The organism is Nocardioides pollutisoli (genome assembly GCF_040045055.1).
Classification (GTDB): Bacteria; Actinomycetota; Actinomycetes; order Propionibacteriales; family Nocardioidaceae; genus Nocardioides; species Nocardioides tweenelious.
The window spans coordinates 3,512,061-3,536,948 of the sequence record NZ_JBDZDU010000001.1 but is presented as its reverse complement, the minus strand read 5'-3'; the positions used below and the strand labels follow the sequence as shown (position 1 = coordinate 3,536,948).

The 24,888-nt window shown below is 71.0% G+C and carries 25 protein-coding genes and 4 tRNA genes; 18 read left to right on the top strand and 11 right to left on the bottom strand.

Annotated elements, in window-relative coordinates; all coding sequences use genetic code 11:
- Window positions 1-29: 29 nt before the first annotated feature.
- Window positions 30-101, bottom strand: a tRNA-Val gene (locus ABLE68_RS17380).
- 93 nt (window positions 102-194) lie between these two features.
- Here ABLE68_RS17380 and ABLE68_RS17375 point away from each other — a divergent pair.
- On the top strand, window positions 195-626 hold the full coding sequence (locus ABLE68_RS17375) for an SsgA family sporulation/cell division regulator (RefSeq protein ID WP_348873049.1): 432 nt from the start codon (window positions 195-197) through the stop codon (window positions 624-626).
- Here ABLE68_RS17375 and ABLE68_RS17370 read toward each other — a convergent pair.
- Window positions 612-1,433: an aminotransferase class IV gene (locus ABLE68_RS17370; protein WP_348873048.1), complete on the bottom strand. Its 822-nt coding sequence runs from the start codon at window positions 1,431-1,433 to the stop codon at window positions 612-614. The two genes, ABLE68_RS17375 and ABLE68_RS17370, sit on opposite strands and share 15 nt — an antisense overlap.
- 131 nt (window positions 1,434-1,564) lie before the next feature.
- Between ABLE68_RS17370 and ABLE68_RS17365 the strand changes: the two genes are divergently transcribed.
- The 5 genes from ABLE68_RS17365 to ABLE68_RS17345 all read left to right on the top strand — a co-directional run bounded on the left by ABLE68_RS17365 (window position 1,565) and on the right by ABLE68_RS17345 (window position 2,705).
- Window positions 1,565-1,637: transfer RNA gene (locus tag ABLE68_RS17365), tRNA-Gly, on the top strand.
- A 31-nt stretch (window positions 1,638-1,668) separates the two neighbouring features.
- A tRNA-Cys gene (locus ABLE68_RS17360) sits at window positions 1,669-1,742 on the top strand.
- A 27-nt stretch (window positions 1,743-1,769) separates the two neighbouring features.
- Window positions 1,770-1,844 (top strand) — tRNA-Val (locus ABLE68_RS17355).
- Window positions 1,845-1,988: 144 nt separating this feature from the next.
- Entirely contained in the window at window positions 1,989-2,264 is a 276-nt protein-coding gene (locus ABLE68_RS17350) for a hypothetical protein (RefSeq protein WP_348873046.1), read from the top strand.
- Between the two features lie 222 nt (window positions 2,265-2,486).
- Complete coding sequence (locus ABLE68_RS17345; protein ID WP_348873045.1) at window positions 2,487-2,705, top strand: hypothetical protein; 219 nt, start codon at window positions 2,487-2,489, stop codon at window positions 2,703-2,705.
- 359 nt (window positions 2,706-3,064) lie between these two features.
- On the opposite strand, the gene ABLE68_RS17340 is transcribed toward ABLE68_RS17345, so the two are convergent.
- The 3 genes from ABLE68_RS17340 to ABLE68_RS17330 form a co-directional block, all read right to left on the bottom strand.
- Window positions 3,065-5,038, bottom strand: coding sequence for an ATP-binding protein (locus ABLE68_RS17340; RefSeq protein WP_348873044.1), 1,974 nt, complete (start codon window positions 5,036-5,038; stop codon window positions 3,065-3,067).
- A gap of 110 nt (window positions 5,039-5,148) precedes the next feature.
- On the bottom strand, window positions 5,149-6,255 hold the full coding sequence (locus ABLE68_RS17335) for a potassium channel family protein (RefSeq protein WP_348873043.1): 1,107 nt from the start codon (window positions 6,253-6,255) through the stop codon (window positions 5,149-5,151).
- 10 nt (window positions 6,256-6,265) lie between these two features.
- Window positions 6,266-7,246: a YihY/virulence factor BrkB family protein gene (locus ABLE68_RS17330; RefSeq protein ID WP_348873041.1), complete on the bottom strand. Its 981-nt coding sequence runs from the start codon at window positions 7,244-7,246 to the stop codon at window positions 6,266-6,268.
- 17 nt (window positions 7,247-7,263) lie between these two features.
- Here ABLE68_RS17330 and ABLE68_RS17325 point away from each other — a divergent pair, with 17 nt between their 5' ends.
- The 3 genes from ABLE68_RS17325 (at window position 7,264) to ABLE68_RS17315 (ending at window position 10,945) form a co-directional block, all read left to right on the top strand.
- A complete protein-coding gene (locus tag ABLE68_RS17325; RefSeq protein WP_348873040.1) occupies window positions 7,264-8,910 on the top strand; it encodes an acyl-CoA dehydrogenase family protein in 1,647 nt (548 codons plus the stop codon).
- A complete protein-coding gene (locus ABLE68_RS17320; protein ID WP_348873039.1) occupies window positions 8,907-9,647 on the top strand; it encodes a class I SAM-dependent methyltransferase in 741 nt (246 codons plus the stop codon). The genes ABLE68_RS17325 and ABLE68_RS17320 overlap by 4 nt, the downstream gene beginning before the upstream one ends.
- Before the next feature lie 167 nt (window positions 9,648-9,814).
- Complete coding sequence (locus ABLE68_RS17315; protein WP_348873038.1) at window positions 9,815-10,945, top strand: hypothetical protein; 1,131 nt, start codon at window positions 9,815-9,817, stop codon at window positions 10,943-10,945.
- Between the two features lie 18 nt (window positions 10,946-10,963).
- Here ABLE68_RS17315 and ABLE68_RS17310 read toward each other — a convergent pair whose 3' ends face one another.
- A complete protein-coding gene (locus ABLE68_RS17310; protein WP_348873037.1) occupies window positions 10,964-12,406 on the bottom strand; it encodes a glycine hydroxymethyltransferase in 1,443 nt (480 codons plus the stop codon).
- Window positions 12,407-12,724: 318 nt separating this feature from the next.
- Between ABLE68_RS17310 and ABLE68_RS17305 the strand changes: the two genes are divergently transcribed.
- From ABLE68_RS17305 to ABLE68_RS17270, 8 genes are all read left to right on the top strand, one after another.
- On the top strand, window positions 12,725-14,446 hold the full coding sequence (locus ABLE68_RS17305; RefSeq protein WP_348873036.1) for a nitrite/sulfite reductase: 1,722 nt from the start codon (window positions 12,725-12,727) through the stop codon (window positions 14,444-14,446).
- Between the two features lie 181 nt (window positions 14,447-14,627).
- Entirely contained in the window at window positions 14,628-15,374 is a 747-nt protein-coding gene (locus ABLE68_RS17300) for a phosphoadenylyl-sulfate reductase (RefSeq protein WP_348873035.1), read from the top strand.
- 43 nt (window positions 15,375-15,417) lie between these two features.
- Complete coding sequence (locus tag ABLE68_RS17295) at window positions 15,418-16,161, top strand: sirohydrochlorin chelatase (RefSeq protein WP_348873034.1); 744 nt, start codon at window positions 15,418-15,420, stop codon at window positions 16,159-16,161.
- A gap of 79 nt (window positions 16,162-16,240) precedes the next feature.
- Complete coding sequence (locus tag ABLE68_RS17290) at window positions 16,241-16,864, top strand: M15 family metallopeptidase (protein WP_348873033.1); 624 nt, start codon at window positions 16,241-16,243, stop codon at window positions 16,862-16,864.
- Window positions 16,861-18,009, top strand: a complete 1,149-nt coding sequence (gene alr, locus ABLE68_RS17285; protein ID WP_348873032.1) for an alanine racemase — start codon at window positions 16,861-16,863, stop codon at window positions 18,007-18,009. Before ABLE68_RS17290 ends, alr begins: the two co-directional genes overlap by 4 nt.
- Window positions 18,006-18,938 (top strand): D-alanine--D-alanine ligase family protein, encoded by a 933-nt coding sequence (locus ABLE68_RS17280; RefSeq protein WP_348873031.1) that lies wholly within the window; start codon window positions 18,006-18,008, stop codon window positions 18,936-18,938. The genes alr and ABLE68_RS17280 overlap by 4 nt, the downstream gene beginning before the upstream one ends.
- A 13-nt stretch (window positions 18,939-18,951) precedes the next feature.
- Window positions 18,952-20,175, top strand: a complete 1,224-nt coding sequence (locus ABLE68_RS17275; RefSeq protein WP_348873029.1) for a sensor histidine kinase — start codon at window positions 18,952-18,954, stop codon at window positions 20,173-20,175.
- Window positions 20,172-20,837: a response regulator gene (locus tag ABLE68_RS17270; protein ID WP_348873028.1), complete on the top strand. Its 666-nt coding sequence runs from the start codon at window positions 20,172-20,174 to the stop codon at window positions 20,835-20,837. Before ABLE68_RS17275 ends, ABLE68_RS17270 begins: the two co-directional genes overlap by 4 nt.
- Here the strand turns inward: ABLE68_RS17270 and ABLE68_RS17265 are convergent.
- The gene (locus ABLE68_RS17265; RefSeq protein WP_348873027.1) at window positions 20,834-21,217 is read right to left on the bottom strand and encodes a DUF3037 domain-containing protein; all 384 of its coding nucleotides are present in this window, start codon (window positions 21,215-21,217) and stop codon (window positions 20,834-20,836) included. The genes ABLE68_RS17270 and ABLE68_RS17265 overlap by 4 nt on opposite strands.
- Window positions 21,214-21,993 (bottom strand): HipA family kinase, encoded by a 780-nt coding sequence (locus ABLE68_RS17260; protein ID WP_348873025.1) that lies wholly within the window; start codon window positions 21,991-21,993, stop codon window positions 21,214-21,216. The genes ABLE68_RS17265 and ABLE68_RS17260 overlap by 4 nt, the downstream gene beginning before the upstream one ends.
- A 115-nt stretch (window positions 21,994-22,108) precedes the next feature.
- Between ABLE68_RS17260 and ABLE68_RS17255 the strand changes: the two genes are divergently transcribed.
- Window positions 22,109-22,807 carry a hypothetical protein gene (locus ABLE68_RS17255; protein WP_348873024.1) on the top strand — a complete coding sequence of 233 codons (699 nt, stop codon included), beginning with the start codon at window positions 22,109-22,111 and terminating at the stop codon, window positions 22,805-22,807.
- Between the two features lie 16 nt (window positions 22,808-22,823).
- Here ABLE68_RS17255 and ABLE68_RS17250 read toward each other — a convergent pair whose 3' ends face one another.
- Genes ABLE68_RS17250 through ABLE68_RS17240 form a run of 3 tightly spaced genes read right to left on the bottom strand, consistent with a single transcriptional unit; the run spans window position 22,824 to window position 24,874 of the window.
- Window positions 22,824-23,666, bottom strand: coding sequence for a polyphosphate kinase 2 family protein (locus ABLE68_RS17250; RefSeq protein WP_348873022.1), 843 nt, complete (start codon window positions 23,664-23,666; stop codon window positions 22,824-22,826).
- An 18-nt stretch (window positions 23,667-23,684) separates the two neighbouring features.
- On the bottom strand, window positions 23,685-24,395 hold the full coding sequence (locus ABLE68_RS17245) for a GNAT family N-acetyltransferase (RefSeq protein ID WP_348873020.1): 711 nt from the start codon (window positions 24,393-24,395) through the stop codon (window positions 23,685-23,687).
- Window positions 24,392-24,874, bottom strand: coding sequence for a phosphoribosyltransferase (locus ABLE68_RS17240; protein WP_348873018.1), 483 nt, complete (start codon window positions 24,872-24,874; stop codon window positions 24,392-24,394). Before ABLE68_RS17240 ends, ABLE68_RS17245 begins: the two co-directional genes overlap by 4 nt.
- Between the last annotated feature and the right edge of the window lie 14 nt (window positions 24,875-24,888).

Genomic DNA, 24,888 nt, shown 5'->3' with positions numbered 1-24,888 from the left:
CTGCGTGCGGCCTTCTCGGTGCCTCTCGGTGGGCGATACTGGGTTCGAACCAGTGACCTCTTCGGTGTGAACGAAGCGCGCTACCACTGCGCCAATCGCCCGAGTTGTGCGGTCGCAGACTCTAGCGCACGGTTCGGCTCAGAACACATTCGGGCACCCGCGTCACGGACCGCCCCCTCGGTCGTCTCCCTGACGTGACCCAGCAGCCGATCTCGCCCACGCTGACCCAGCAGGTGACCCTGCAGTGCCTCGACGCCCGAGGCCGCAGCATCGACCTGCCGGCGTCGCTCGGCTACGACCCGAGCGACCCGTGGGCCGTGGCGATCACCTTCGGCGGTCCCGGTGAGCAGGTCTGCTGGGTGGTGGGCCGCGACCTGCTGCTGCAGGGCGTCACCGACCCGGCCGGCGAGGGCGACGTCCTGCTCTGGCCGAGCATCGACGAGAACGGCCGGGCAGCTGTGGTCATGGAGCTGTGCTCCCCCGACGGCCGGCTGGTCACCCAGCTCCGCACGCACGACCTCTACCGGTTCCTGACCCGCACCCTCGCGCTGGTGCCCCGGGGCACCGAGTGGATCGACCTCGACCTGCTGGTCGGCGAGCTGACCAGGGACTCAGAGTCCCAGTAGCTCCGGCTCCCGCTTGGCCCAGGTCTCCTGCGCCTCGAGGGTGACGGGTCCCGGGGCGGGCAGCTCGCGGCCGTCCCAGTGCGAGACCGCCTGCACGTCGCGCGTCGTCGACGCCAGGAACACCTCCGTGGCCCGCTCGACCACCGAGATCGGCTCGTCGACCTCGCGGCCGCCGTACCACTCGAGGATCAGCCCACGGGTCACGCCGGCGAGGCAGCCGCTGGCGAGCGTCGGCGTCCGCAGCTCACCGTCGACGACGTAGAAGACGTTGGACCCGGTGCCCTCGCAGAGGTTGCCCGTGGTCGTCGCGAAGATCGCCTCGGTCGCGCCCTGGGCCTTCGCGTGGGCGAGCGCGACGACGTTCTCGGCGTACGACGTGGTCTTCACGCCGGCGAGCGCCCCCCGCTCGTTGCGCGGCCACGGCACGGTCGCCACCCGGGTGGTCGCGGGCCACGGCTGCATCGCGTCGGCGACCACGACCAGGGTCGTCGGGCCGTCGCCGCGCCCGGACCCCATCGGCGCCGGCCCGCCGGTGACCGTGATCCGCAGGCGACCCAGCGGCAGCTCGGCGCCGCCCAGGACGGCCTCGATCCCCCGGCGTACGTCGCCCTCGTCGACCGCCGGCAGCCCGAGCGCCTGCGCGGACCGCTGGAGCCGGGCGAGGTGCAGGTCGAGCCCGAAGGGCAGCCCGTCGACGACCTTCACCGCCTCGAAGACGCCGTCGCCGACCGTCAGCCCGTGGTCGGTGACGGACACCGCCGGTGCGGTCGGGTCGTCGAGGAGGGAACCGTTGATCCAGGCACGCATACCGTCACTCTAGGAGCGCCGAACACCCCGCGAACGGCAGGCAACGCGCCGGGGCGGACCCGATTTTGCGCGGTCCGGGGCATCGGCTACTGTTCTCAAGCACGCCGACCGGGAGACCGGCCGGAGCGCAGGCGGACATAGCTCAGTTGGTAGAGCGCAACCTTGCCAAGGTTGAGGTCGCGAGTTCGAGTCTCGTTGTCCGCTCGGAGAGGTCTCTCCCCAGTTTGGCCTCCGTGGTGGGTTGGCCGAGAGGCGAGGCAACGGACTGCAAATCCGTGTACACGGGTTCAAATCCCGTACCCACCTCCATGCAGTCACTCTCACAATTCAAGACCCGGGCGATTGGCGCAGTGGTAGCGCGCTTCCCTGACACGGAAGAGGTCACTGGTTCAAACCCAGTATCGCCCACCAGCAAAGACACAGCCCCTGATCTGCGGAGACGCAGAGCAGGGGCTTTGTTCATCCTGGACGCGGGTCCAGCAGGCGTCCCCAGCCGGTCCCGCCCAGCACGAGACCACCAGTTCTGTATTCGAACACACGTTCTACACTGGGTCGATGGAGGGACGCTCAGCACGTGTTGGGTCCCTCCCCCGTCCTGTCTGGATCGACTCCACCAGCTTGTGGAACCACCACGGCGGCAGCCCGCCGAGCGTCGGCATCCTGCTCGAGTGGCGCCAGGCGGTGGACATCCGCGGCCGGCCGTCGTGGGAGGGCTTGATCATCTGGGCGAACGCGGGCTCGGGTCGCTGGTCCAGCGGGTGCACCTGGATGCGGTCGCAGTGCATCCGGCCGATGATCGTGGCCGACTGGAAGTCCTCAGGACATGGGTGACCCCGCCGGAGTCTCGGGTCTCCAGCGGGGTCGAGGATGACAGTAGCCACGCCACGAGCGCGACCAAAGGGACTTGCGGGAACCTGGAGGAAAGTGGCCAGCACCCGGTCTCGCCGACCAGAGTTACCCCAGGTCAGAGCCCATCTCGAGGGCGACTTCCTGACTTCGGCGAATATCCCGCCGTTTCACACTTGCGCCCACGGGGAGCGCATACTGGAGGGAATGTCTACTTCATCCCGCCAGCCGCGTCACCTGGCCACGAGTCCTTTCGCTCCCAAGCTGGAGCGGCCGATCGAGACCTTCGAGGTCTCCGACCTCGTGTCCCACGACTCCTACGGCCTGGGCCGCGTCGTGTCGGTCGAGCCCGCGGCGGTGTCCGTCGACTTCACGTCGCGAACGGTGCGCATCCCGAGCCCGTTCAGCAAGATGACCCGCCTGTAGCAGGCGGAGCAGCGGTCGCTCAGCGACTTCGCTGCGAAGGATCCTCCGAGGACAGGGAGGGCCCGAGGGCAGCGACGACCTCGGGCCACCTCCCTGTCGACGTTGCGTCCCCCGGATCCGTGTCCCGGAGGCGACCACACCAGCGTCTCGGGTCACCGGAAGCGGTCTTCTCAGAGACTAAGCCCGGGCGCCGCCGAAGCGGGCGTGCTTGCGGAAATCTGGAGATAAACGTGGACACCCGGCGGCGCCGCACCCGCTCCCGTCCCCCGTGCATGTCGGAAGGGCGCGCAGGCCGCCGGGGCCCGGTCAGGATCCGTGACGACATGCCCCCCTCGGCTCACCCGCACGGATGAAGACGCTCAGGCGTCGTACGCCGGGAGCGTGAACCGGAAGATCGAGCCCTGTCCGGCGGGGTTCGGCAGGGCCTCGATGGTCCCGCCGTGCCGGTTGATGATCCGCCGCACGATCGAGAGGCCGAGCCCGCTGCCCTCGTACTCGCGGTAGTGGGCACGGTGGAACTCGTCGAAGATCTTCTCGCGATCCCCGTCAGGGACGCCGATGCCGTGGTCCACGACCTCGATCGTGACCAGGCGGGCGTCGCTGCGGCAGCCGCGGACCATGATCTTGGGCTCCTCGCCGGGGGCGACGTACTTGACGGCGTTGCCGACCAGGTTGTCGAGCACCTGGCGCACCAGCACGGGGTCGGCGAGCACCAGCGACACGGGTTCGACGCTGACGAAGCCCTCTGCGTGACGGGCCGCCACGATCTCGGCGGCGATCGCGGTCACGTCGGTGCGGCTGACGTCGAGGTCGCGAGCGTTGCTGGTCGCGTGGGCGAGCAGGTCGCGGATCAGCTCACGCATCCGACGCGAGGCCGACCGCACGCGCGAGACGAACTCGCGGGCGAGCTGGGCGTCGAGCGCACCGGCATCCAGCTCGTCGGCGATCATCTCCGTCCAGCCGTCGATCGCGGCCAGGGGGTTGCGCAGGTCGTGGGCGACAACGCCGGCGAACGCCGAGAGCTCCTCGCGATGGGCGTGCTCGCTGGTCGTGTCGCGGAGCAGCAGCAGGGCCCGGGCCCGGTTGAGGCGCTCGTCGCGCGGCAGCGGGATCGCGGACACGTTGAGGATGCGTGACTCCCCGCTGTCCGCGACCCTGATCATGATCTCCGTGTCCTGGACCGTCTCACCCCGCAGCGCGCGAGCAGTGGGCCGCTCGGCGTCCGAGAGCAGGACGCCGTCGACCGACCAGCTGCTCAGCGACAGCCGCGAGCCAGTGGTCAGCGGCTCGCCGTCGACGCCGAGCGCCTGGGCTGCGGCCTCGTTGTGCATCAGCAGCTCGCCGGTCTCGTCGACCACGAGGACTCCCTCGGTCATCGACCCGATGACCGCGGAGCGGATGCGCTCGCTGTACTCCGCCTCCTCCTGCGCCCGACGCAGCTCGTCCGCGAGGGACTGCCGTTCGTCGCGGCCGGTCGAGAGGCCGAGGCCGGTGATCACCATCGTGGCGATGTAGAACTCCGCGAGGAGGTAGCCGAACTCGAGCCGGTCGACCGAGGCGAAGGGGCCGATCTGGACCATGGTCAGGCCCAGGGTGGCGAGACCGATGACCAGGGAGTGGCCGGCGCTGAAGACCGTCGAGAACCGGAGCCCGCACCAGACGGTCGCCGCCAGCAGCGGGAACGCGATCGGCAGGTCCTCGAAGGAGAACGCCACGACGTACATCGCGACCGTGAACGCGGCCATGGCGACCAGCTCGGCCCAGGTGCCGTCGCCGAGCAGCGGGCGGCGCGGCAGGTCGGTCCTGAGCCGCTGGCCCAGCAGGAGGCCGAAGGTGACGATGATGCAGGCACTGCAGAGGTTGCGACCGAACCAGAGCAGGCCGGCCATCGTGGTGTCGTCGCCGGTCAGCGCGGTGATGCCGACGGAGGTGAGGATCGCGCCGACCGCCATCGCGATCACGAGCGCCGCCCCGAAGCGGGCCAGGGCCCGCGGCCGGTCGAGCGCGCGCTCGCCTCCGCAGCCCCAGATCTGCGGGCACCACGCGCGCAGCAGGACCACGGCGAGCAGGGTCTGGACGACCGTGGTCGCGGTGAAGACACCGGCCTGCTGGGGCTCGGCACCGGTGAGGGTGTTCGCGCCGTACGCGACCGCGGCCAGGACGAGGGTCTCGATGCTCAGCACGCGAGCGCCGCGGAGCAGGAACCACAGGACCGCCACGCCGCCGATCGGCACCGCGCTGGTGAAGCCGGGCTCGGGGTAGTCGGTGCGCTCGGCGGCGACTGCGAGCACGCCGATGAGCGCTGCGAAGGCCACGGCCCAGCCGGGGCTCACCAGCGCATGCAGTTGCTTCCGGTCTCCCGGCATCCCACCCACCTATCCGGGCCCCCACCCACGGCCAGCAGGCTAGCGGGATCGCCGGGCGAATGGGGGGATCCCAGGGGTCAGGACTCGTCGGTGGCGAACTCCTCGTCGTGCGTGCCCGGGCGAGGCGCCCAGGGCAGCTCACGCGCGGGTCGTACGACGATCAGCCGGTCGCCGCGGGCGAGCTGGGTGACCACCGGGTCGAAGTAGCGGTAGACCTTCTCGTCACGCACGACCGCGATCACCTGGTCGGGCAGCTGCTGGGGCTGCTTGCCGACCTCGGAGACGATCAGGTCGCGCTCGGCGACCTCGAGGCCCTCGCCGTACGTCAGCAGGTCCTCCATGACCGACCCGAGCGTCGGCGACAGCGAGGAGAGGCCGAGGAGGCGGCCGACCGCGTCGGACGAGGTGATCACCGAGTTGGCGCCGGACTGGCGCATCAGGGCGACGTTCTCCTGCTCGCGCACGGCGGCCACGATCCAGACCTCGGGGTTGAGCTGGCGCACGGTGAGCGTCGCGAGGACGTTGGAGTCGTCGCGGTTGGTGGTGATGATGACCCGCTCGGCGTCCTTCACCCCCGCTCGGCGGAGCACGTCGCGACGGGTCGCGTCGCCGGTGACGACGGCCAGCCCGTCGGCGTGGGCCTCCTGGAGCGCCTCCGCACCCGGGTCGACGACGATGATCGACTCGCGGTCCTGGCCGTTGTTGACGAGGGTGTCGACAGCGGCGCGGCCCTTGGTGCCGTAGCCGATCACGACGACGTGGGCTCCCATTTTCTTCCTCCAACGAGCGACGCGGAGCATCTCGCGACCCTGTGAGGCGAGCACCTCCAGGGTGGTCCCGATCAACAGCACCAGGAAGGCGATGCGGAGCGGGGTGATGACGAAGGCGTTGATCAGCCGGGCGTGCGGGGCGACCGGCGCGATGTCGCCGTACCCGGTCGTGCTGAGCGTGACGGTCGTGTAGTAGATCGAGTCGACCAGGTCGACGGAGTAGTTGCTCGCCGGGTCGTTGCCGTCGCGGTAGGCACCGCGGTCGAAGTAGACGATCAGGACCGTGCCGACGAGGATCGCGACCGCCAGCAGGAGACGCCTGCCGAGCTCCCACCAGGGTGAGCGGTTGTTGTCCGGCAGGGAGAGGTTCCCGCGGACGCGACCGACGGTGATGTCGCTGGAGTCGTCCGGCACGGTGGGCAATCTAGCCGGTCGTCTCGCGGGAGCCGATGCGGCGTAGCCGCTGCATCAGCTCGAGCCTCGCCAGCATCGTCGTCTTCTGCGGGAAGACGGTGTCGAAGGCGGCGTTGACCGCCGCCCCGATGAGCACGGCGATGGACACGAGGTAGAGCCAGAGGAGCACGGCGATCGGCGCGGCCAGCGGACCGTAGATCGAGCGCGAGTCGGTCGCAGTCACGGTCAGGAACTCGCGCAGCACGTAGGAGCCGACGATCCAGCAGAAGAGCGAGAACGTCGCGCCCGGGAGGTTGAAGCTCCAGTTCGTCCGGACCGGCACCGACACGTGGTAGAGCGTCGCGAGGAAGCAGATGCAGATCACGATGACGACGGGCCAGTAGAAGTGCATGAGGAAGTCGAGACGCTCTGGCAGCCAGTCCTCGACGAGGGTCGGCCCGGCCACCACCAGGGGGATCGACACGACGCCGGTGACCATCGCGAGGACGTAGAGGAGGAACGAGAGGGCCCGCGCCTGCACGATCCCGCGGTGGCCGCCGAGCCCGTGCATGATCGTGATGGTGTCGACGAAGACGTTGAGCGCCCGCGAGCCGGACCAGAGCGCGAGCACGAACCCGATCGAGATGATGTCGAAGCGGCCGCCGCGGAGCACGTCGTCGATCGTGGGCTCGATGATCTTGTGCACGGCACCGTCGGTGAGCCCCCGCTGCGAGAGCTCCACGATGGCGTTGCGCACGTCGTCGACCTGACCGGGACTGAACTGGTCGGTGACGAAGCCGATCGCGCCGGCCATCGCGAAGATCAGCGGCGGCACGGACAGCACCGCGAAGAACGCGGCCTCGGCGGCCAGCCCGGTGACGCGGTACTTCAGGCATGAGGCGACGGTCGCCGTGATGAGCCGCCAGACGACGTCGGCGGTGCTGCGCAGCCACTCCCGGACGGACTCGGCGGTCGGGCGCGAGGGACTCTGAGTCTCCTCCACCGACGCCATGGAACTACCGTAGACACATGCGTTCCGAGATCCGGGTAGCCACGAACCAAGCGCCCCTCCTGGTCGGTCACAACGTGGTCACGGCCGATGTCGCCCTGGTCGAGGCGGTCACCCGGCACGGGTCCTCCGACGTCGTTCTCGACCTGGTCGGACTGGGTGCCGAGGCCGGCACCGCCGAAGCCCGTGAGCAGGGCATGCTCGCCAACGAGCACCACCCGGAGCTCACGCCGTACGACCGCTACGGGAACCGGATCGACGAGGTCGAGTTCCACCCCGCGTGGCACTGGCTGATGGAGCGCGCGGTCGGCCACGGGCTGGCGGCAGCGCCGTGGGAGTCCGACGAGGCGCACGCGCACGTACGCCGGGCCGCCGGCTTCATGGCCTGGTCGCACACCGAGCCGGGGCACGGCTGCCCGATCTCGATGACCTACGCCGCGATCCCGGCCCTGCGCGCGGACGATGCTCTCGCCAAGGAGTGGACTCCCCTGCTGGCGTCGACGACGTACGACCCCGGCGTCCGGGCGCCGTCGACCAAGCTCGGCGCGCTCGCTGGCATGGGCATGACCGAGAAGCAGGGCGGGTCCGACGTCCGAGCCAACGTCACCGAGGCGCGGCGCACGTCCGTCGACGGCGACTACACCCTGCACGGGCACAAGTGGTTCACGTCGGCGCCCATGAACGACGTCTTCCTGGTGCTCGCCCAGACCGAGGGCGGGGTCACCTGCTTCGTGTTGCCGCGGGTGCTCGCCGACGGGACGCGCAACCAGCTCGACGTCGTGCGCCTCAAGGACAAGCTGGGCAACCGGTCCAACGCGTCGTCGGAGCTCGAGTTCGACGGCACGCTCGCGCACCGGCTCGGTGACGAGGGCCGCGGGGTCCGCACGATCATCGAGATGGTCGCAGCGACCCGCCTCGACTGCGTGCTCGGCTCGACCGCCCTGATGCGCCGTGCGGTCAACGAGGCGACCTGGCACGCGTCGCACCGCTCGGCCTTCGGCTCGCTGCTGAGCGAGAAGCCGCTGATGCAGAACGTGCTCGCCGACCTGGCCGTCGAGGCCGAGGCCGCGACGGCCCTCTCGATCCGGCTTGCGGCCGCCGTCGACAACCTCGCCGACCCGCACGAGGCGGCGCTGCGCCGGATCGCGCTGCCGCTCTCGAAGTTCTGGGTCTGCAAGCGCACGCCCGCCCTGGTCGCGGAGGCGCTCGAGTGCCTGGGCGGCAACGGTTACGTCGAGGAGTCCGGCATGCCGCTCCTCTACCGCGAGGCGCCTCTCAACTCGGTCTGGGAGGGCTCGGGCAACGTCAACGCGCTCGACGTGCTCCGCGCCCTGGGCCGCGAGCCCGAGGTGCTCGACGCGTGGATCACCGAGGTCGGCCGCGCTCGCGGCGGCGACGCCCGTCTCGACCGGGCGATCGAGGACACCCTCGCCCTGCTCGGCTCGCTGATGGGCGAGCCCGACGGGATGGAGCGGCACGCACGGCGGCTCGCCATGCGGATGGCGCTCTGCCTGCAGGGCGCGCTGCTGGTGCAGTTCGCCCCGCCCGCCGTGTCCGACATCTTCTGCGGGTCCCGCCTGGGTTCGTCGTACGACGGGGTCTTCGGCACCCTCGCCGGCGGCAACCTGCGCGCCGTCGTCGAGCGCGCGACCCCGGTCCTCTCGTGAGCAGCACCCGCGAGTGGGACGCGGCGTCGTACGACGCCCTCCCGCTCCCCCACGTCGGCTGGGGCCTGCGGGTGCTGGACCGCATGGCCCTCACGGGCGACGAGCTCGTCCTCGACGCCGGCTGCGGCACCGGTCGCGACGCCGCAGCGCTGCTCGAGCGGTGGCCCGACGTGCGCGTGATCGGGCTCGACGGGTCGCAGCAGATGCTCGACCAGGCCCGCACCCGCCTCGGCGACGGGGTGACCCTGGTGCGCGCCGACCTGACGGTCGCGCCCCTCCCCGTCCCCGAACCGGTCGACGCCGTGATGAGCGTGGCCGCGTTCCACTGGATCAGCGACCACGCCACTCTCTTTGCCAACTTGCACGCGGTCATGAAGCCCGGCGCCACGCTCACGACCGACTGCGGCGGTCTCGGCAACGTGGCGGGCGTCAACCGTGCGCTCGCCCGGGTGACCGGCGAGGACCACGACGGCTGGGAGTTCGCGGGCGTCGACGACACCCGCTCGCGGCTCTCGGCTGCTGGCTTCGAGGTGCTCTCCGTGGCCCTGCGCCCGGACCCCTTCCGCTGCGAGGACGTCGAGATCCTGGAGCGCTACCTCGCCTTCGTCATCCTCGGCTCACAGCTCGACGCGCTGCCCGAGTCCGAGCGCGCCGGCTTCGTGACCGAGGTGCGGCTGGCGATGGACCAGCCCGTGGTCGACTACGTGCGGCTCGAGATCGACGCCGTCGCCCGCTGAGGGAGCCCAGCCCGGACCGCGGACCAGGAGCACAGTCGTCGATCTCCGCACTCATCGAGGGCTGGTCTAGCCCACCGCGTCGGCGAGCACGCGTTCGCGGAAATCCACGGCGGCCGACCGAGCACAGTTCTAGCGTTTGGGAAGGCCCCCACCCGCCAGGAGTGTCAGTGAAGAAGCCCTCTCGGTCGCGCGTCGCCGCCATCGCCGTCGTCGCTGTCGGACTCACCACCACCATGGCCGTCGGCTATGCCGCCTCCGTCGATCGCACCGTCAAGAACGGCGTCGTCACGGCGTGCGTGCAGGTGAAGACCGGAGCCGTGCGGATCGAGAAGAACAAGGCGCCGTGCGTCACGGACGGCAAGAGGAGTGTCCGCGAGCGACGGATCTCCTGGAACAAGCGCGGAGTCGCCGGGGCGGACGGGAGCGACGGCACCTCGATCCTGACGGGCGAGGGTGCACCCGGCGACGACCTCGGGACCACCGGCGACCTCTACTTCGACTCGGTGGGACGGCTGATCTACGGCCCGAAGACCGACGTGTGGCCCACGGACGGGATCAGCCTGATCGGCCCCGCTGGCCCGGCGGGTCCTGGCGGCGGTGGCGTGGCGGGACCCCCGGGACCCCCCGGACCCTCGGGACCTGCGGGCCCGTCCGGCCCCGCAGGCTCGCCCGGTGCCGATGGCTCGGACGGCGCCGACGGTTCACCCGGTGCCGACGGCTCGGACGGCGCCGACGGTGCGGACGGCACCGACGGTTCGGGCGTCACGGTGATGACGTCCAGCAGCGGCGGCCTGGCCACGCTCACCACGCCCCCCGGGGGCGGCACGGGCGCGGCCGTCGCTCTGCCGATCTCCGGGACCGGGTCCGTCGGCAGTCTCGACCTGACGAGCTCGCTGAGCGGTGTCAGCCCCGTGGGGCCGGCCAGTGTCGCCCAGGTGATCCCCGCGAACATGACGCTCAGCGCGTTCTCCGCCCGCGGGACGCTCGCCAGCAACGTCGGGTTCTTCGGGACCGGCGCGTTCCTGACGATCAAGGCCCAGCTCTACACCGCGGCAGGTGACGGATCCACGCCGTTCACCGCAGTCCCCTCGGCCACCTGCACCCTGAGCCCGCCGTACAACACCATCGCCGTCGCGGGCACCACCGGCACCTGCCGGACGACCGGCCTGAGCGTCAGCCTCCAGGCCGGCCAGATCGCCGTGGTCGTGTTCAGCGCGACCTCGACGCCCAGCGGGCCTCCCGGCACCTCGGTCACGGCCCTCTCGGAGCTGCTCAGCGCCGGGCTGACCCTGTCCTGACCACCGCGACCGGCGCGCTCAGGACAGGTTCAGGCCCGGGTAGAGCGGGTGCTTGTCGAGCATCTCGGCGGACGCGTCCTTGACCTTGTCGGCGACCCCGTCGCCCAGCGTGTACGACGCCTTGGACGGCTCCCCCGCCTTGGTGGTGCCGGGCTGGGTGTTCTGGAGGACGTGGACGATGAGCTCGGCGACGTTGTCGAACTCGTCGTGCCCGAACCCGCGCGTGGTCAGCGCCGGGGTGCCGAGGCGGACGCCGGAGGTGTACCAGGCGCCGTTCGGGTCGGACGGGACCGAGTTGCGGTTGGTGACCACGCCGGCGTCGAGCAGCGCGGACTCGGCCTGGCGACCGGTGAGGCCGAACGACGACACGTCGAGCAGCACGAGGTGGTTGTCGGTGCCGTCGGTGACGAGCTTGGCGCCACGGGACATGAAGCCGTCGGCGAGCGACTTGGCGTTGTCGGCGACCTGCTGGGCGTAGGTCTGGAACGCTGGCTGCCGGGCCTCGGCGAGCGCGACGGCCTTGGCGGCCATCACGTGCGAGAGCGGGCCGCCGAGGACCATCGGGCAGCCACGGTCGACGCTCGGGGCGTACTCCTCCGTCGCCAGCACCATGCCGCCGCGCGGGCCGCGCAGCGACTTGTGCGTGGTGGTCGTGACGAGGTGGGCGTGCGGCACCGGGTCCTCGTCGCCGGTGAAGACCTTGCCGGCGACCAGACCCGCGAAGTGGGCCATGTCGACCATCAGCGTGGCGCCGACCTCGTCGGCGATCTCGCGCATCTTGGCGAAGTTCACGCGACGGGGGTACGCCGAGTAGCCGGCGACGAGCACCAGCGGCTTGAACTCCTTCGCCTTGGCGCGCACGACGTCGTAGTCGAGCAGCCCGGTCTCGGGGTCGGTGCCGTACTGCTGCTGGTGGAACATCTTGCCGCTGATGTTCGGGCGGAAGCCGTGGGTGAGGTGGCCACCCGCGTCGAGCGCCATGCCGAGCAGGCGCTGGTTGCCGAGCTCGTGACGCAGCTCCTCCCAGCCCTCGTCGGTCAGGTCGTTGACGTTCTTCTTCTCCAGGCGCTCGAGCCACGGGCCCTCGACCCGGTGGGCGAGGATCGACCAGAAGGCGACCAGGTTGGCGTCGATGCCGGAGTGCGGCTGGGCGTAGGCGTAGTCCGCGCCGAACAGCTCGCGGGCGTGCTCGGCGGCGAGCGCCTCGACGGTGTCGACGTTCTGGCAGCCGGCGTAGAAGCGATGACCGACCGTGCCCTCGGCGTACTTGTCGCTGAACCAGGTGCCCATGGTGAGGAGCACGGCGGGCGAGGCGTAGTTCTCGCTGGCGATCAGCTTGAGCGAACCTCGCTGGTCGGCCAGCTCCTGGCGGGTGGCGTCGGCGATCCGCGGCTCGACCGAGGCGATCACCTCGAGGGCCTGCGAGTAGGCGCTGCTGGTCAACTGGGAAAGATCGGTCATGCGCGCAAGCCTAGTGTCGGTCGGGCGGGTACGCCGAGCGGCCGCCTGACGCGGACGCCGTGTCTCACATCATGGATCTGGGTCTCACATCATGGGATTTCAACTTGTGGGAAGCGCGTCCGCTCCCTGAGACTGCTTGACATGACATCTGCTGTGACGACGTACCTCGTGGTTCGACGCCACGTGGACTTCGGGCGCACCCGCAGCATGATGTGTTGGCATTCCTGACCTCTGCCCAGCTCGCTGGTCACTGATCTCCCGGCAACGTCGCCGGTCGTAGGTCGCTGGCCTCACTCTCGTCAAGGAATGCGTCTCTCGATGACCGACCTGCGTTTCACCGCCAAGAAGCCCTCCAAGACCGACGTCCCGCGCCCCAAGCGCGGTGAGGGTCAGTGGGCCTTCGGCTACACCGAGCCGCTGAACAAGAACGAGCAGTCCAAGAAGGACGACAGCCCGCTCAACGTCCGCGACCGGATCCTCTACACCTACTCCAAGCGCGGGTTCGCCTCGATCGACCCGGCCGACCTGCGGGGGCGGTTCCGCTGGATGGGCCTCTACACGCAGCGCGCGCCGGGCTTCGACGGCGGCAAGACGGCGATGCTCGAGGAGGAGGAGCTCGACGACGAGTTCTTCATGATGCGGGTCCGCTCCGACGGCGCGCTGCTCTCCCACGACGCCGTACGCGCCCTCGGCACCATCGGCGTCGACTTCGCCCGCGACACCGCGGACGTGACCGACCGGGAGAACATCCAGTACCACTGGATCCGCATCGAGGACGTCCCGACGATCTGGGAGCGGCTCGAGGCCGCCGGGCTCGACACCATGGAGGCCTGCGGCGACTCGCCGCGGCCGTTCCTCGGCTCCCCCGTCGCCGGGGTCGCGCAGGACGAGATCATCGACGGGACGGCGGCGCTCGAGGAGATCAAGCGTCGCTTCATCGGCAACCCGGACTTCGCGAACTTCCCCCGGAAGTTCAAGACGGCGCTGACCGGCCACCCGTCGCACGACGTGTCGCCCGAGACCAACGACATCTCCTTCGTCGGCACCGTCCACCCCGAGCACGGCCCGGGCTTCGACCTGTGGGTCGGCGGCGGCCTGTCGACCAACCCGATGCTCGCCCAGAAGATGGGCGTCTGGATCCCGCTCGACGAGGTGGCCGACGCCTGGGAGGGCGTGGCCTCGATCTTCCGCGACTACGGCTACCGCCGACTGCGCTCGCGCGCCCGGCTGAAGTTCCTGGTCGCCGACTGGGGCATCGAGAAGTTCCGCGAGGTCCTGGAGAACGAGTACCTCGATCGCAAGCTCGTCTCCTGCGAGTCGCCCGCCTCGCCCACCGGCCACCGCGACCACATCGGTGTCCACGAGCAGCAGGACGGCAACTTCTACGTCGGCATCGCGCCGACCGCCGGCCGCGTCTCCGGCACGCTGCTGGTGCAGCTGGCCGACCTGATCGAGGAGCACGGCGTCGCCGGGGCCCGGCTCACGCCCTACCAGAAGATCGTGCTGGTCGGCGTGCCGCCGACCGCCGTCGAGCCGCTCGTCGAGAAGCTCGACGCGATCGGGCTGTCCGCGCGTCCGTCGTACTGGCGTCGCAACACGATGGCCTGCACCGGTATCGAGTTCTGCAAGCTGGCGATCGTCGACACCAAGAACCGCGCCCGCGACCTGGTGACCGAGCTCGAGAAGCGCTTCCCCGACCTGGACACCCCGATCACCGTCAACGTCAACGGCTGCCCCAACGCCTGCGCCCGCACCCAGGTCGCCGACATCGGCCTCAAGGGCCAGCTGGTGATGCACGAGGGCGAGCAGGTCGAGGGCTTCCAGGTGCACCTCGGCGGTGCCACCGGGCTGCAGGCCAACTTCGGTCGCAAGCTGCGGGCCCACAAGGTGACGAGCGCCGGGCTCGACGACTACGTCAGCAGCCTGGTCCTGAACTTCCAGGCCGACCGCGAGGAAGGCGAGTCCTTCACGACCTGGGTGCTCCGGGCCGACGAGGACCTGCTGCGCGGCGAGAGGACGTTGGAGGGAGTGGGGTCATGAGCGAACGAGCCGTTCCGTTCCACTGCCCCTTCTGCGGCGAGCAGGACCTGCGCCCGCACGAGGTCGTCTCAGAGTCTGGCGAGATCAGCTCTCCGCACGGCACGTGGGAATGCCGCGGCTGCCTGCGCGCCTTCTCCTTGAAGATGCTCGGCTTGATCCGCCCTTCAGGAGCTGGTTCCTCATGACTGCCGCCACCACCACGTCCGCCCGCAACTACCGCGGGATCGAGACCGCGGGTCGCTCGCCCGAGGAGCTGCGCGAGCTCGTGTCCCACTGGGGCGCCGAGCTCGAGCTCGCCCCGGCCGAGGTCATCGTCGAGTGGGCGGCCGCGACCTTCGGCGAGCGCTTCTGCGTGACGTCGTCGATGGGTGACGCCGTGCTGACCGACGTGGTCTCCAAGGTGGTGCCCGGCATCGACGTCCTCTTCCTCGACACCGGCTACCACTTCGCCGAGACCGTCGGCACCCGCGACGCCGTCGAGGCGACCATGCCGGTCAACCTGATCTCGATCACGCCGGTCCAGAGCGTCGCGGAGCAGGACGCGACGTACGGCAAGGACCTCTACAAGACCGACCCGGACCTCTGCTGCAAGCTGCGCAAGGTCCAGCCCCTGGCGGAGCGCCTCGCGGAGTACGACGCGTGGGCGACCGGTCTGCGGCGCGCCGAGACGAAGAACCGGGTCATCGCACCGGTCATCGGCTGGGACGCCAAGAAGGGCAAGGTCAAGATCTCGCCGCTCGCCCGGTGGTCGGACGAGCAGGTCGAGAAGTACATCGCGGACAACGGGGTCCTGGTCAACCCGCTCGTCTACGACGGCTACCCGTCGATCGGCTGCTGGCCCTGCACCCGGCGCGTGGCGCCCGGTGAGGACCCGCGCAGCGGTCGCTGGGCCGGCACCAACAAGACCGAGTGCGGAATCCACTCATGAGCAGCACGAACCCTGGCTCGAACACAGAACGGAGGCTCCTCTGATGGCAGCTCCCGCATTGGTGGCCCTGGCTCACGGCAGTCGTGACCCGCGGTCCGCCGCCACGATCAAGGCCCTCATCGACGAGGTCCGGACGATGCGCCCCGACCTCAAGGTCGAGGCCGCCTTCCTCGAGCTCTCGAAGCCGACCTTCACGACGGTGATCGACCGCCTGGTCCGGTCCGGCCACGACGAGATCGTCGTCGTGCCCCTCCTCCTCACCGAGGCCTACCACGCGAAGGTCGACGTCCCGAGCGCCATCGCAGAGGCCGGTGCGCGCCACCCCGGCGTGCAGATCCGGGCCACCTCGATCCTCGGGCTCGAGCCGCGCTTCCTCGAGGTGCTCGACGTCCGGATGCGCGAGGCGCTCAAGGAGTCCCGTGTCCGCGAGCTCGACGCACTCGTGCTCGCCGCGGCCGGCTCCAGCGACCCGCTCGCCAACCAGGCCGTGGCCCGGCTGGCCCGGGTCTGGGGCGCCCGGCACAAGCTGCCGGTGACGGCGGCGTTCGCCTCCGCGTCCCCGCCCGCGACCGGTGAGGCCGTCCGCGCGTTCCGCGGCGAGGGCCGTCGGCACATCGCCGTCGCCTCGCTGTTCCTGGCGCCGGGATTCCTCCCGGACCGGGCCGCGGAGCTGGCGCTCGAGGCCGGGGCGATCGCGGTCTCCGCGCCGCTGGGCGCCCACCCCGAGCTGGCCCGCACGGTGCTGGCGCGCTACGCCGTCGGTGCCGTCGAGCTGGTGCCCGTCTGAGCAGGACGGCACTTCCGGGCAGGTGAACGGCACCTGCGGTGGAGGCAGGTGAGGGTGCTCGCTTCCTAGCGTTGCGAGCATGACGATCCTGCTCTCGGACGACCGTGTCCGCGCCGTGCCCGTGGTCGAGACGGGCGAGCCGCTGGTGCGGCTGCCTGCGAGCCTCTCCCCTGCCGGAGCACTGGTGCGCGCCGGTCTCGCCGACCGGTTGATGGCGGCCGACCTGCAGCTGCCGCGGGGCATCCAGCTGCGTGTCGTCGAGGGATTCCGGCCCCTCGCCGATCAGCAGACGATCATCACGTCGTACGCCGCCCAGGTGCGCGCGCATCACCCCGGGGCCGACGAGGTCGAGCTGGCGCGCCTGACCAGCCGTTTCGTCGCGCCCGTCGACGTCGCACCGCACGTGGCCGGTGCGGCAGCGGACCTGACGCTGGTCGACGTGTGCGGCGAGGAGCTCGACCTGGGCACGCCGATCGACGCGACGCCCGAGGACAGCGACGGTCGCTGTTACTTCGCCGCCGCGGGCATCGGTGCCGACGCGCGGGCGCACCGGGCGCTCCTGGCGGACGTGCTCGGCCGGCAGGGCCTGGTGAACTACCCGACCGAGTGGTGGCACTGGAGCTTCGGCGATCGCTACTGGGCCCTGGTCTCCGGCGCCAGGCATGCGCTCTACGGTCCGCTTGCGGCGACGGTGGCGGCATGACCGGCCTGGCGGTCGCGGCGCGGAGCGCCACGAGCGGCAGCCCCTGCCTCGACATCGACCTGGAGGCGATCGGGCGCAACACGCGGCTGCTGAGCGAGCGGTCCACCGGCGAGCTGATGGCTGTGGTGAAGGCCGACGGGTTCGGCCACGGCGCGGTCGACGTCGCGCGGACCGCCCTCGCACACGGCGCGTCCCGGCTCGGCGTGACCAGCCTCGACGAGGCGTGGCCCCTGCGGGACGCCGGCATCCGTGCGCCGCTCCTGAGCTGGCTCAACCCGGTCGACGCCGACTTCGCGTCAGCGACCTCGCGCGACATCGAGGTCGCGGTGCCGACCGTCGCGCACCTCGAGGCGGTGGCACGAGTGCCGGGTCGCGCCCGCATTCACCTGCACGTCGACGCCGGGATGGCCCGCGACGGCGCCGCACCCGACACCTGGGCGCAGCTCTGCCGGGCCGCCCGGCGAGCGGAGCAGCGTGGCGAGGTCGAGGTCGTCGGGGTGATGGGTCACCTCGGGTGCGCGGACGACCCGAGGGACGCGTGCAACACGTTGGCGCGCACCCGCTTCGCCTGGGCGATCGAGACCGCCCGGTCGTCCGGCCTGCGACCCGGTCAGCGGCACCTCGCCGCCACGGCAGCCACCCTGACCGACCCGCTCTCCCACCACACGATGACCCGGGTCGGCGCCGGCCTGGTCGGCATCGACCCGTCCGGGAGCACCCGGCTGAGCCCGGCGATGACGCTGACGGCACCGATCGTGTCCGTACGCCGGGTCCGGGCCGGGACGCCGGTCGGCTACGGCCACACCCACCTCACGTCGCGCCCGACCCAGCTCGCGCTGGTGCCGTTGGGCTACGCCGACGGACTGCCCCGCTCGGCCTCGAACCGGGCCGAGGTGCAGCTGCGCGGGCGGCGGCACCCGGTCGTCGGGACGATCTCGATGGACCAGCTGGTGATCGACCTCGGCGACCGCGCGGCCGAGCCGGGCGAGACCGTCACGGTCTTCGGACCCGGAGGTGCCGGGGAGCCGACGGTCGCCGACTGGGCGACCTGGGCCGACACGATCGAGCACGAGATCGTGACCGGGATCGGCGCGCGGGTGCGCCGCCGGGTCCGCGCGGTCGCCCACCTGCGGAGCCTGTCGTGAAGCGCGTCGCCGTGATCGGCGGCGGCCAGAACGGCGAGCACGACGTGTCCCTCGCCTCTGCCGCGTCGGTGGCAGCGGCGCTGGACGTCACGGCGTACGACGTCGTGGCCCTGACCATCGAGTCGAACGGCACCTGGCGCGATCGTGGCGGCCGCCCGATCGGGCTCTCCGGCGCGGCCTGCGTGCTGCGCAGCTGCGACGTCGTGTTCCCGGTCGTCCACGGCCCCCGCGGCGAGGACGGCACCCTGGCCGCGCTGTGCGAGCTGGCCGGTCTCCCCTACGTCGGCTCGGGTGTCGGAGCCGGAGCGCTCGCGATGGACAAGTGGGCGACCAAGCTGGTCGCGAACGCGCTCGGCATCGCCACGGCACCCGGCCACCTCGTCACCCGGGCGACCGCCGCGCACGAGCGCTGGACCCACCCCGTCGTGGTGAAGCCGGTGGCCGCCGGCTCGAGCCTGGGGGTCAGCCTCGTGGCCGAGTCGGACGCGCTGCCCGCGGCACTCGACGCCGCGCTCGCCCTCGACACCCGCGCGCTGGTCGAGGACGTCGTCCTCGGCCGGGAGATCGACGTCGCCGTGCTGCGCCGCGCGGACGGCTCGCTGTTCGTGCCGCCGGCGCTCGAGATCGTCACGGACGGTCTCTTCGACCACGAGCAGAAGTACGGCGGCCACGCCGACTTCCGCGTCCCCGCGCCGCTCGGCGGGGTCGACGCCAAGGCGCTCCTGGACGCGGCGGCGGCGACGTACGACGCGCTCAGCTGCTCCGGGGTCGCCCGCGTCGACTTCTTCCTCACCGACGACGGTCCCGTGCTCAACGAGGTCAACACCGTCCCGGGGATGACCGAGCACTCCCAGGTGCCGCGGATGTTCGCGGCTGCGGGGATGTCCTACGCCGACCTCCTCGACGAGCTGGTCCGTGGCGCCCTGTGATTCCCTTGCGTCCATGACCGGCTGGCAGAAGTGGATCCCGGACGCCGTCCTGGGTCTCATCGTGCTGGTCGCCGGTCTCGTCGAGATCGACGGCAACATCTTCTTCGGGCTGGAGCCGGCCCCGATCAGCATCGTGGTCGGGCTCGCCGTCGCCGTCGGCCTGTCCCGGGCGATGCCGGGGGTCGCGCTGGCACTCGCCTGGGCGATCGGCGCGATGCAGGTCTCGGCCGGGACCCCGGCGATGGTCACCGAGCTGGCGTTCGCCGTGGTCGCCTTCGGCTGCGCACGGTGGGGCAGCACCACGGTCGTCTGGCTCAGCGGGCTGTCGATCCCCGCCAGCGTGGCGATCGCCATGGTCTGGCTGGACATCGACACGTTCTACAGCGTGATGAGCCGGACCGGTCTGCGCACGCTCGCGGAGACGGCGTCTCGCGGGAGCGACTGGCGGCCGACCGTCGGGATCATGCTCCTCGCGCTGGTCGCCGCGCCGTGGCTGCTCGGACTGGCGTTGCGCTTCTCGGCGACCGCCAGCCGGTCCCAGGTCTCCCAGGTCGAGGCCGAGGCCCAGCGCGACCAGGCCGAGGAGATCGCCCACCTGCGCGAGGAGCAGGCCCGGCTGGCGCGCGACGTCCACGACGTGGTCGGCCACTCGCTGGCCGTGATCCTGGCCCAGGCGGAGTCGGCGCAATACCTCAAGGACGACGACACCCCGGGGCTGAAGCGCACCATGACCAACATCGCGACCACCGCACGCACCTCGCTCGAGGACGTCCGTCAGGTGCTGAGCAGCACCAACGGCACGGCGGCACCGACGTCCCGGCAGGGCAGCCTCGACAGCCTGGTCGACGGCGTCCGCGCCTCCGGTCACGAGGTCGCCTCGACCGAGGTCGGCAGCCCCCAGCCGCTGCCACCCGAGCTCGAGGTGGTCGCCTACCGTGTCCTGCAGGAGATGCTGACCAACGCGATGAAGCACGGGCACCGGGGCTCGCCGATCCTGGTCGAGCGCCACTGGGAGGGCGAGCTGAGGATCGAGGTCCGCAACGTGATCGACACGACGGCCGACGAGACCCAGCCGATGGTCCTGGCCGACCCGGTCCCGGAGCGCCAGGGACAGGGCCTCGAGGGGATGCGGCGCCGGCTCGAGGGGGTCGGTGGCCGGCTCGACGTACGCCGTCGCGCCGAGGCCGCTGGCCCGACGTTCACCGCGACCGCCTGGGTGCCGGTGAGGGCCCGGTGAGCGCGCCGATCCGGGTGCTGCTGGTCGACGACCAGGACCTGTTCCGCGAGGGCGTCCGCGTGATCGTCGACGCCCAGGACGGCATGGAGGTGGTCGGTTCGGCGAGCGACGGCCTCGAGGCGATCCAGCTCGTCGACGACCTGGCGCCCGACGTGGTGCTGATGGACATCCGGATGCCCGAGATGGACGGCGTCGAGGCGACCCGGCAGATCTTCCTGCCCGAGCGGGTGTCACGGCGGGCGACGCCGGTGCGGGTGGTCGTGCTGACCACCTTCAACCTCGACGACCGGGCCGCGACCGCGATCCGCCACGGAGCGAGCGGTTTCCTGCTCAAGGGCACCACGCCGGTGATGCTCGCCGACGCGATCCGCACGGTCCATGCCGGCAACGCCGTGCTCGCGCCGCAGGACCTGTCGACCCTGCTCGACGGTCAGTTCCGGTCCCGGACGCCCACGCCCCCGGCGTACCTCTCGCTGACCGAGAAGGAGCGCGAGGTGTTCGACGCGGTGGCCCAGGGCCTGTCCAACACCGAGATCGCCGGGCGCGTCTTCGCGAGCGAGTCGACGGTGAAGACCCACGTGGGCGCCGTGCTGCGCAAGCTCGGGCTGCGCGACCGGGTGCAGATCGTGGTCTTCGCCCACGAGCACGGACTGGTCGGTTAACCCACCAGCTTCTCGACGAGGTGGTCGAGCTGTCGGGCCGGGTCGAGGGTGACGCCGCCGTGGACCGGGCCCGGCTGGAGGACCGTGCTGCGCGGTGCCTTCACGAAGCCGAAGCGCTGGCTCACCGGGGCCGAGGCCGCCGCTCCTCCGCGCTCGTCACCGGCGCAGACACCCTCGACGAAGTTGAGCGCCTCGCAGACCTGGTCGATGTCGAGCCCGGGGTCGAAGGAGCGGAGCCGGTCACGGTCGACCCGCCAGGCGACGTCGAGGAAGTCGGTCGCGTGGCAGTAGAGGACCACGCCCACGTTGACGAACTCCTCGCGGTCGACGCGCGGCACGCACCGGAGCACGACGTACTGGTAGGCGAGCTTGGTCGTCATCGCGGCGCCGCCACCGGCAGCCACTGGCGCGTCTCGAGGCGCGCCGAGAGGAAGGCGACGTACGCCGCGCGTACGGCGTCGGGCGTCTCCGCACCGGGCACCGCCTCGAGCCACACGTCGGGCACCTCGGCCAGGATCTCGGTGAGGACCCGCTCGTCGAGCAGCGCGGTGAGCTCGGCGTCGACCTCGGGCAGCTCGGCGACCCGGTCGCCGAAGACGTGGTCGTCGGGGCTCCACGGCTGAGCGGCGAACCGCGCCGGGGCGCCCTCCTTGAGCAGGGCGCCCCCGCTCCACGCGTGGTGGAAGTAGAGCGCGGCACCGTGGTCGATCACCCACAGGTCGCCGTGCCAGAAGAGCAGGTTGGGGTTGCGCCAGGAGCGGTCGACGTTGGCGGTGAAGGCGTCCAGCCACAGCACCTTCGCGGCGATGCCCGCACCGGTCGGGAGCTCGCCGTCGAAGCCGAAGGCGCTCGGCAGGAAGTCGACACCGAGGTTGAGGCCCGGGCTGGCGTTGAGCAGGTCCTGGACCTCCTCGTCGGCCTCGTAGCGGGCGATCGCGGGGTCGAGGTCGAGGGCGACCAGCTGGGGCGTCCGCAGACCGATCCTTCGGGCCAGCTCACCGACGATCACCTCGGCGACCAGCACGCGCACGCCCTGGCCGGCCCCGCGGAACTTGCAGACGTAGGTCCCGAGGTCGTCTCCCTCGACGATGCCCGGCAGGCTGCCGCCCTCCCGCAGGGGCGTGACGTAGCGGGTGACGGAGACGGTGGGGATCACCGGCACACCCTAGCGATCGGCCCGGGCGCCCCGAGTCCTGTTTACCGTCGCCCTCCTCGGGTATCGGAGGGCAGGCGTCCGGTGGGGACGCCACTCGGGAGGACAGGAACCCTTTATGCGCATACGCCGCCAGCTCACAGCTCTCCTCGTCACCGCACTCGCCGCTACCGGCGTCGGTGTCATCACGACCGCCGCACCCGCGGACGCCGCCGTGCCGACCCGCATCGTCCTGCAGGTGAGCCACCCCAAGGCTCACTACGGCGACAAGCTCTCGATCTCGGGCCAGGTGCAGGGTCAGCAGACCGACGGCACGTGGGCGTCGGTGCCGACCGGTACCGCCACCTTGCAGTTCAGCCCGAAGTCGGGCTCCCAGTGGAAGTCCATGGGGACCGACGACAGCGCCGGCAGCTTCTACTTCTACCCGAAGAAGGCCACGAAGACCGGCAGCTTCCGCGTCGTCTACAGCGGAGGCACCTACGGCGACTACGAGTTCACGCCTCGGACCTCCATGGGCAAGTCGGTGAAGGTCTTCCGCGACCTGAACGACAAGCTCACCCGGCCCGGCAACCGGATCGTGCTCAAGGGCAAGGTGTCGCCGAAGTACAGCAAGAAGGCGATCATCGTCGAGCGCCGCACCAGCAAGCACGGGAAGTGGAAGAAGTTCAAGAAGATCCGGACCAACAAGAAGAGCCAGTGGTCCGTCCAGCTCCCCGCCCCGCGGCGCGGTGACTGGTACTTCCGCGCCTTCACCCCGAAGTCGGGCGGCTTCCAGAAGTCCCCGTCGAACTACATCTACACGACCTACCGGCTCTGACTCGCGGGCCAGCGGGTCAGGCGATCGGCACCTCGCCGATGAGCCTGGCCCGCTCGGCCTCGATGTCGAAGTCGCTCGGCGGCCAGTCGAGCTCCATCCCGCGCAGCGCGCGCAGCAGCAGCTGACCGACCGCCAGGTTGCGGAACCACTTGCGGTCGCTCGGGACCACGAACCAGGGCGCGTGCTCGGTGTTGGTGCGCTCGAGGGCGATCTCGTAGGCACGCTGGTAGTCGGCCCAGTGCGCCCGCTCGTCGATGTCGGACGGGTGGAACTTCCAGTACTTCGTGGGGTCGTCCAGCCGTGCGAGCAGCCGCTCCTTCTGGGTCGCGGCGGAGATGTGGAGCATGCACTTCAGCACGACGGTCCCCTCCTCGACCAGCCGCTGCTCGAAGGTGTTGATCGCGTCGTAGCGACGCTCGATCTCCTCGGCCGGCGCCAGCTGGTGGACGCGTGCGATGAGCACGTCCTCGTAGTGGGAGCGGTCGAAGACCCCGACGTACCCCGGTCCGGGCAGTGCGCGCTCGACCCGCCAGAGGAAGTCGTGCTCCCGCTCCTCCTCGGTCGGCGCCTTGAAGGACGTGATCCGCACGCCCTGCGGGTCGACCAGGCCGACGGTGTGCCGGAGCACGCCGCCCTTGCCGGACGTGTCCATGCCCTGGAGCACGAGCAGCACCCGGCGCGACGAGCCGGCGACCCCTTGGGCGAAGAGCCGTTCCTGCAGGTCGGACAGCTCGTCGCCCAGGGAGAAGAGCAGCTGCTTGCCGTCCTTCTTCGATCCGTCGTAGCCGAGCTTGGCGCGGGTGGGGAGCGCGGCCAGGTCGACCGGACCGGACGGCAGCTGCAGGGGGTGAGGGGTCATCCCCGCACTATCGCAGCACTAGCCCAGCACGCGGCCCACGTCGAGCGAGCAACCGACGACCGTGGTCGTGGAGCCGTCGCCCTGCGGCTCGTCGAACCAGAGCCCCTGGGTGAACCCGGCCTTGGCGAGCATCCGCAGGGAGGCCGCGTTGCGGTGGTCGGGCGCGGCGAAGTAGGCCCTGGCGTCCGGGAACCGGTGCCGGGTGCGCGCCATCCAGGCCCACAGCACCCGAGCGCCCAGCCCACGACCCGACCACTCCTCCGCCAGGGCGTAGTCGACGCCGATCGCCTCCGGGTCGGGCCCCAGGACGGCGAAGTCGGGGTAGTCGCCGATCCGGTAGTCCTGCAGGAACCCCACCGAGCGGCCGTTGACCTCCGCCACCCACATCCGGGTCGGGCTCATCCCGTCGATGCTCGGACCGTACTGCTCCGCGACCCGCTCGGCCGTCGGGTCCCCGTCGGAGGCCCACCAGCGGTGGAGGTGCTCGGTCTGCCGCCAGCGCGTGACGTCGGGCAGGTCGCCGCGCGTCATCGCCCGGATCGTGTAGCGGTTGTCGTGGTCGACGAGAAACTGCTTCACCTCGCCGGACAGGTCGACCGGCACCGGGTCGCCGTGCACGCTCCCGGCCGTACGCCGCGCAGCCGCCGACCACGACTCGCCGTCGTGCACGACGCCCTCGAGGTCGCGGCCGCGGTCGTGGACCACGAGCCGGACCGGCGTCTCGGTCACCGCTTGCGCTGCACCAGCGGCGGCGCAGCAGACCACGGGAAGTCGATCCAGGACTCGGTGTGCCGCCAGACGTAGTCGGGTCGCACGACCGTCCACGGCTTCTCGTAGATGACGGCCATCCGCGCCTCGGCGACCTGGTCGGCGCAGAACTCGCGCACGATCTCGAGGGTCTTGCCGGTGTCGGCGACGTCGTCGGCGATCAGCACCTTGAGCCCGGCCAGGTCGACCGCCGCGGGGGTGGGCGGCAGCATGATCGGGACGTCGAGGCGCTGGTCGACGCCGGTGTAGAACTCGACGTTGACCGCCGACAGGTTCTTGACGTCGAGGGCGTAGCCGAGTCCCATGCCCAGACCCAGGCCACCGCGGGCGATGGACAGGATCAGGTCGGGCTCGTAGCCGCTGTCGACGACCTGCTGGGCGAGCTCCTGCACCGCGGTGCCGAACAGCTCGTAGGTCAGGATCTCGCGCTCAGTCACCACGAGACGGATTGTGC

Coding starts and splice junctions, on each gene's coding strand:
- ABLE68_RS17305 (WP_348873036.1), top strand. CDS start 12,725: ATGACCGACCTGCGTTTCACCGCCAAGAAGCCCTCCAAGACCGACGTC.
- ABLE68_RS17255 (WP_348873024.1), top strand. CDS start 22,109: ATGCGCATACGCCGCCAGCTCACAGCTCTCCTCGTCACCGCACTCGCC.
- ABLE68_RS17325 (WP_348873040.1), top strand. CDS start 7,264: ATGCGTTCCGAGATCCGGGTAGCCACGAACCAAGCGCCCCTCCTGGTC.
- alr (WP_348873032.1), top strand. CDS start 16,861: ATGACCGGCCTGGCGGTCGCGGCGCGGAGCGCCACGAGCGGCAGCCCC.
- ABLE68_RS17330 (WP_348873041.1), bottom strand. CDS start 7,246: ATGGCGTCGGTGGAGGAGACTCAGAGTCCCTCGCGCCCGACCGCCGAG.
- ABLE68_RS17275 (WP_348873029.1), top strand. CDS start 18,952: ATGACCGGCTGGCAGAAGTGGATCCCGGACGCCGTCCTGGGTCTCATC.
- ABLE68_RS17290 (WP_348873033.1), top strand. CDS start 16,241: ATGACGATCCTGCTCTCGGACGACCGTGTCCGCGCCGTGCCCGTGGTC.
- ABLE68_RS17250 (WP_348873022.1), bottom strand. CDS start 23,666: ATGACCCCTCACCCCCTGCAGCTGCCGTCCGGTCCGGTCGACCTGGCC.
- ABLE68_RS17370 (WP_348873048.1), bottom strand. CDS start 1,433: ATGCGTGCCTGGATCAACGGTTCCCTCCTCGACGACCCGACCGCACCG.
- ABLE68_RS17345 (WP_348873045.1), top strand. CDS start 2,487: ATGTCTACTTCATCCCGCCAGCCGCGTCACCTGGCCACGAGTCCTTTC.
- ABLE68_RS17350 (WP_348873046.1), top strand. CDS start 1,989: ATGGAGGGACGCTCAGCACGTGTTGGGTCCCTCCCCCGTCCTGTCTGG.
- ABLE68_RS17295 (WP_348873034.1), top strand. CDS start 15,418: ATGGCAGCTCCCGCATTGGTGGCCCTGGCTCACGGCAGTCGTGACCCG.
- ABLE68_RS17300 (WP_348873035.1), top strand. CDS start 14,628: ATGACTGCCGCCACCACCACGTCCGCCCGCAACTACCGCGGGATCGAG.
- ABLE68_RS17310 (WP_348873037.1), bottom strand. CDS start 12,406: ATGACCGATCTTTCCCAGTTGACCAGCAGCGCCTACTCGCAGGCCCTC.
- ABLE68_RS17265 (WP_348873027.1), bottom strand. CDS start 21,217: ATGACGACCAAGCTCGCCTACCAGTACGTCGTGCTCCGGTGCGTGCCG.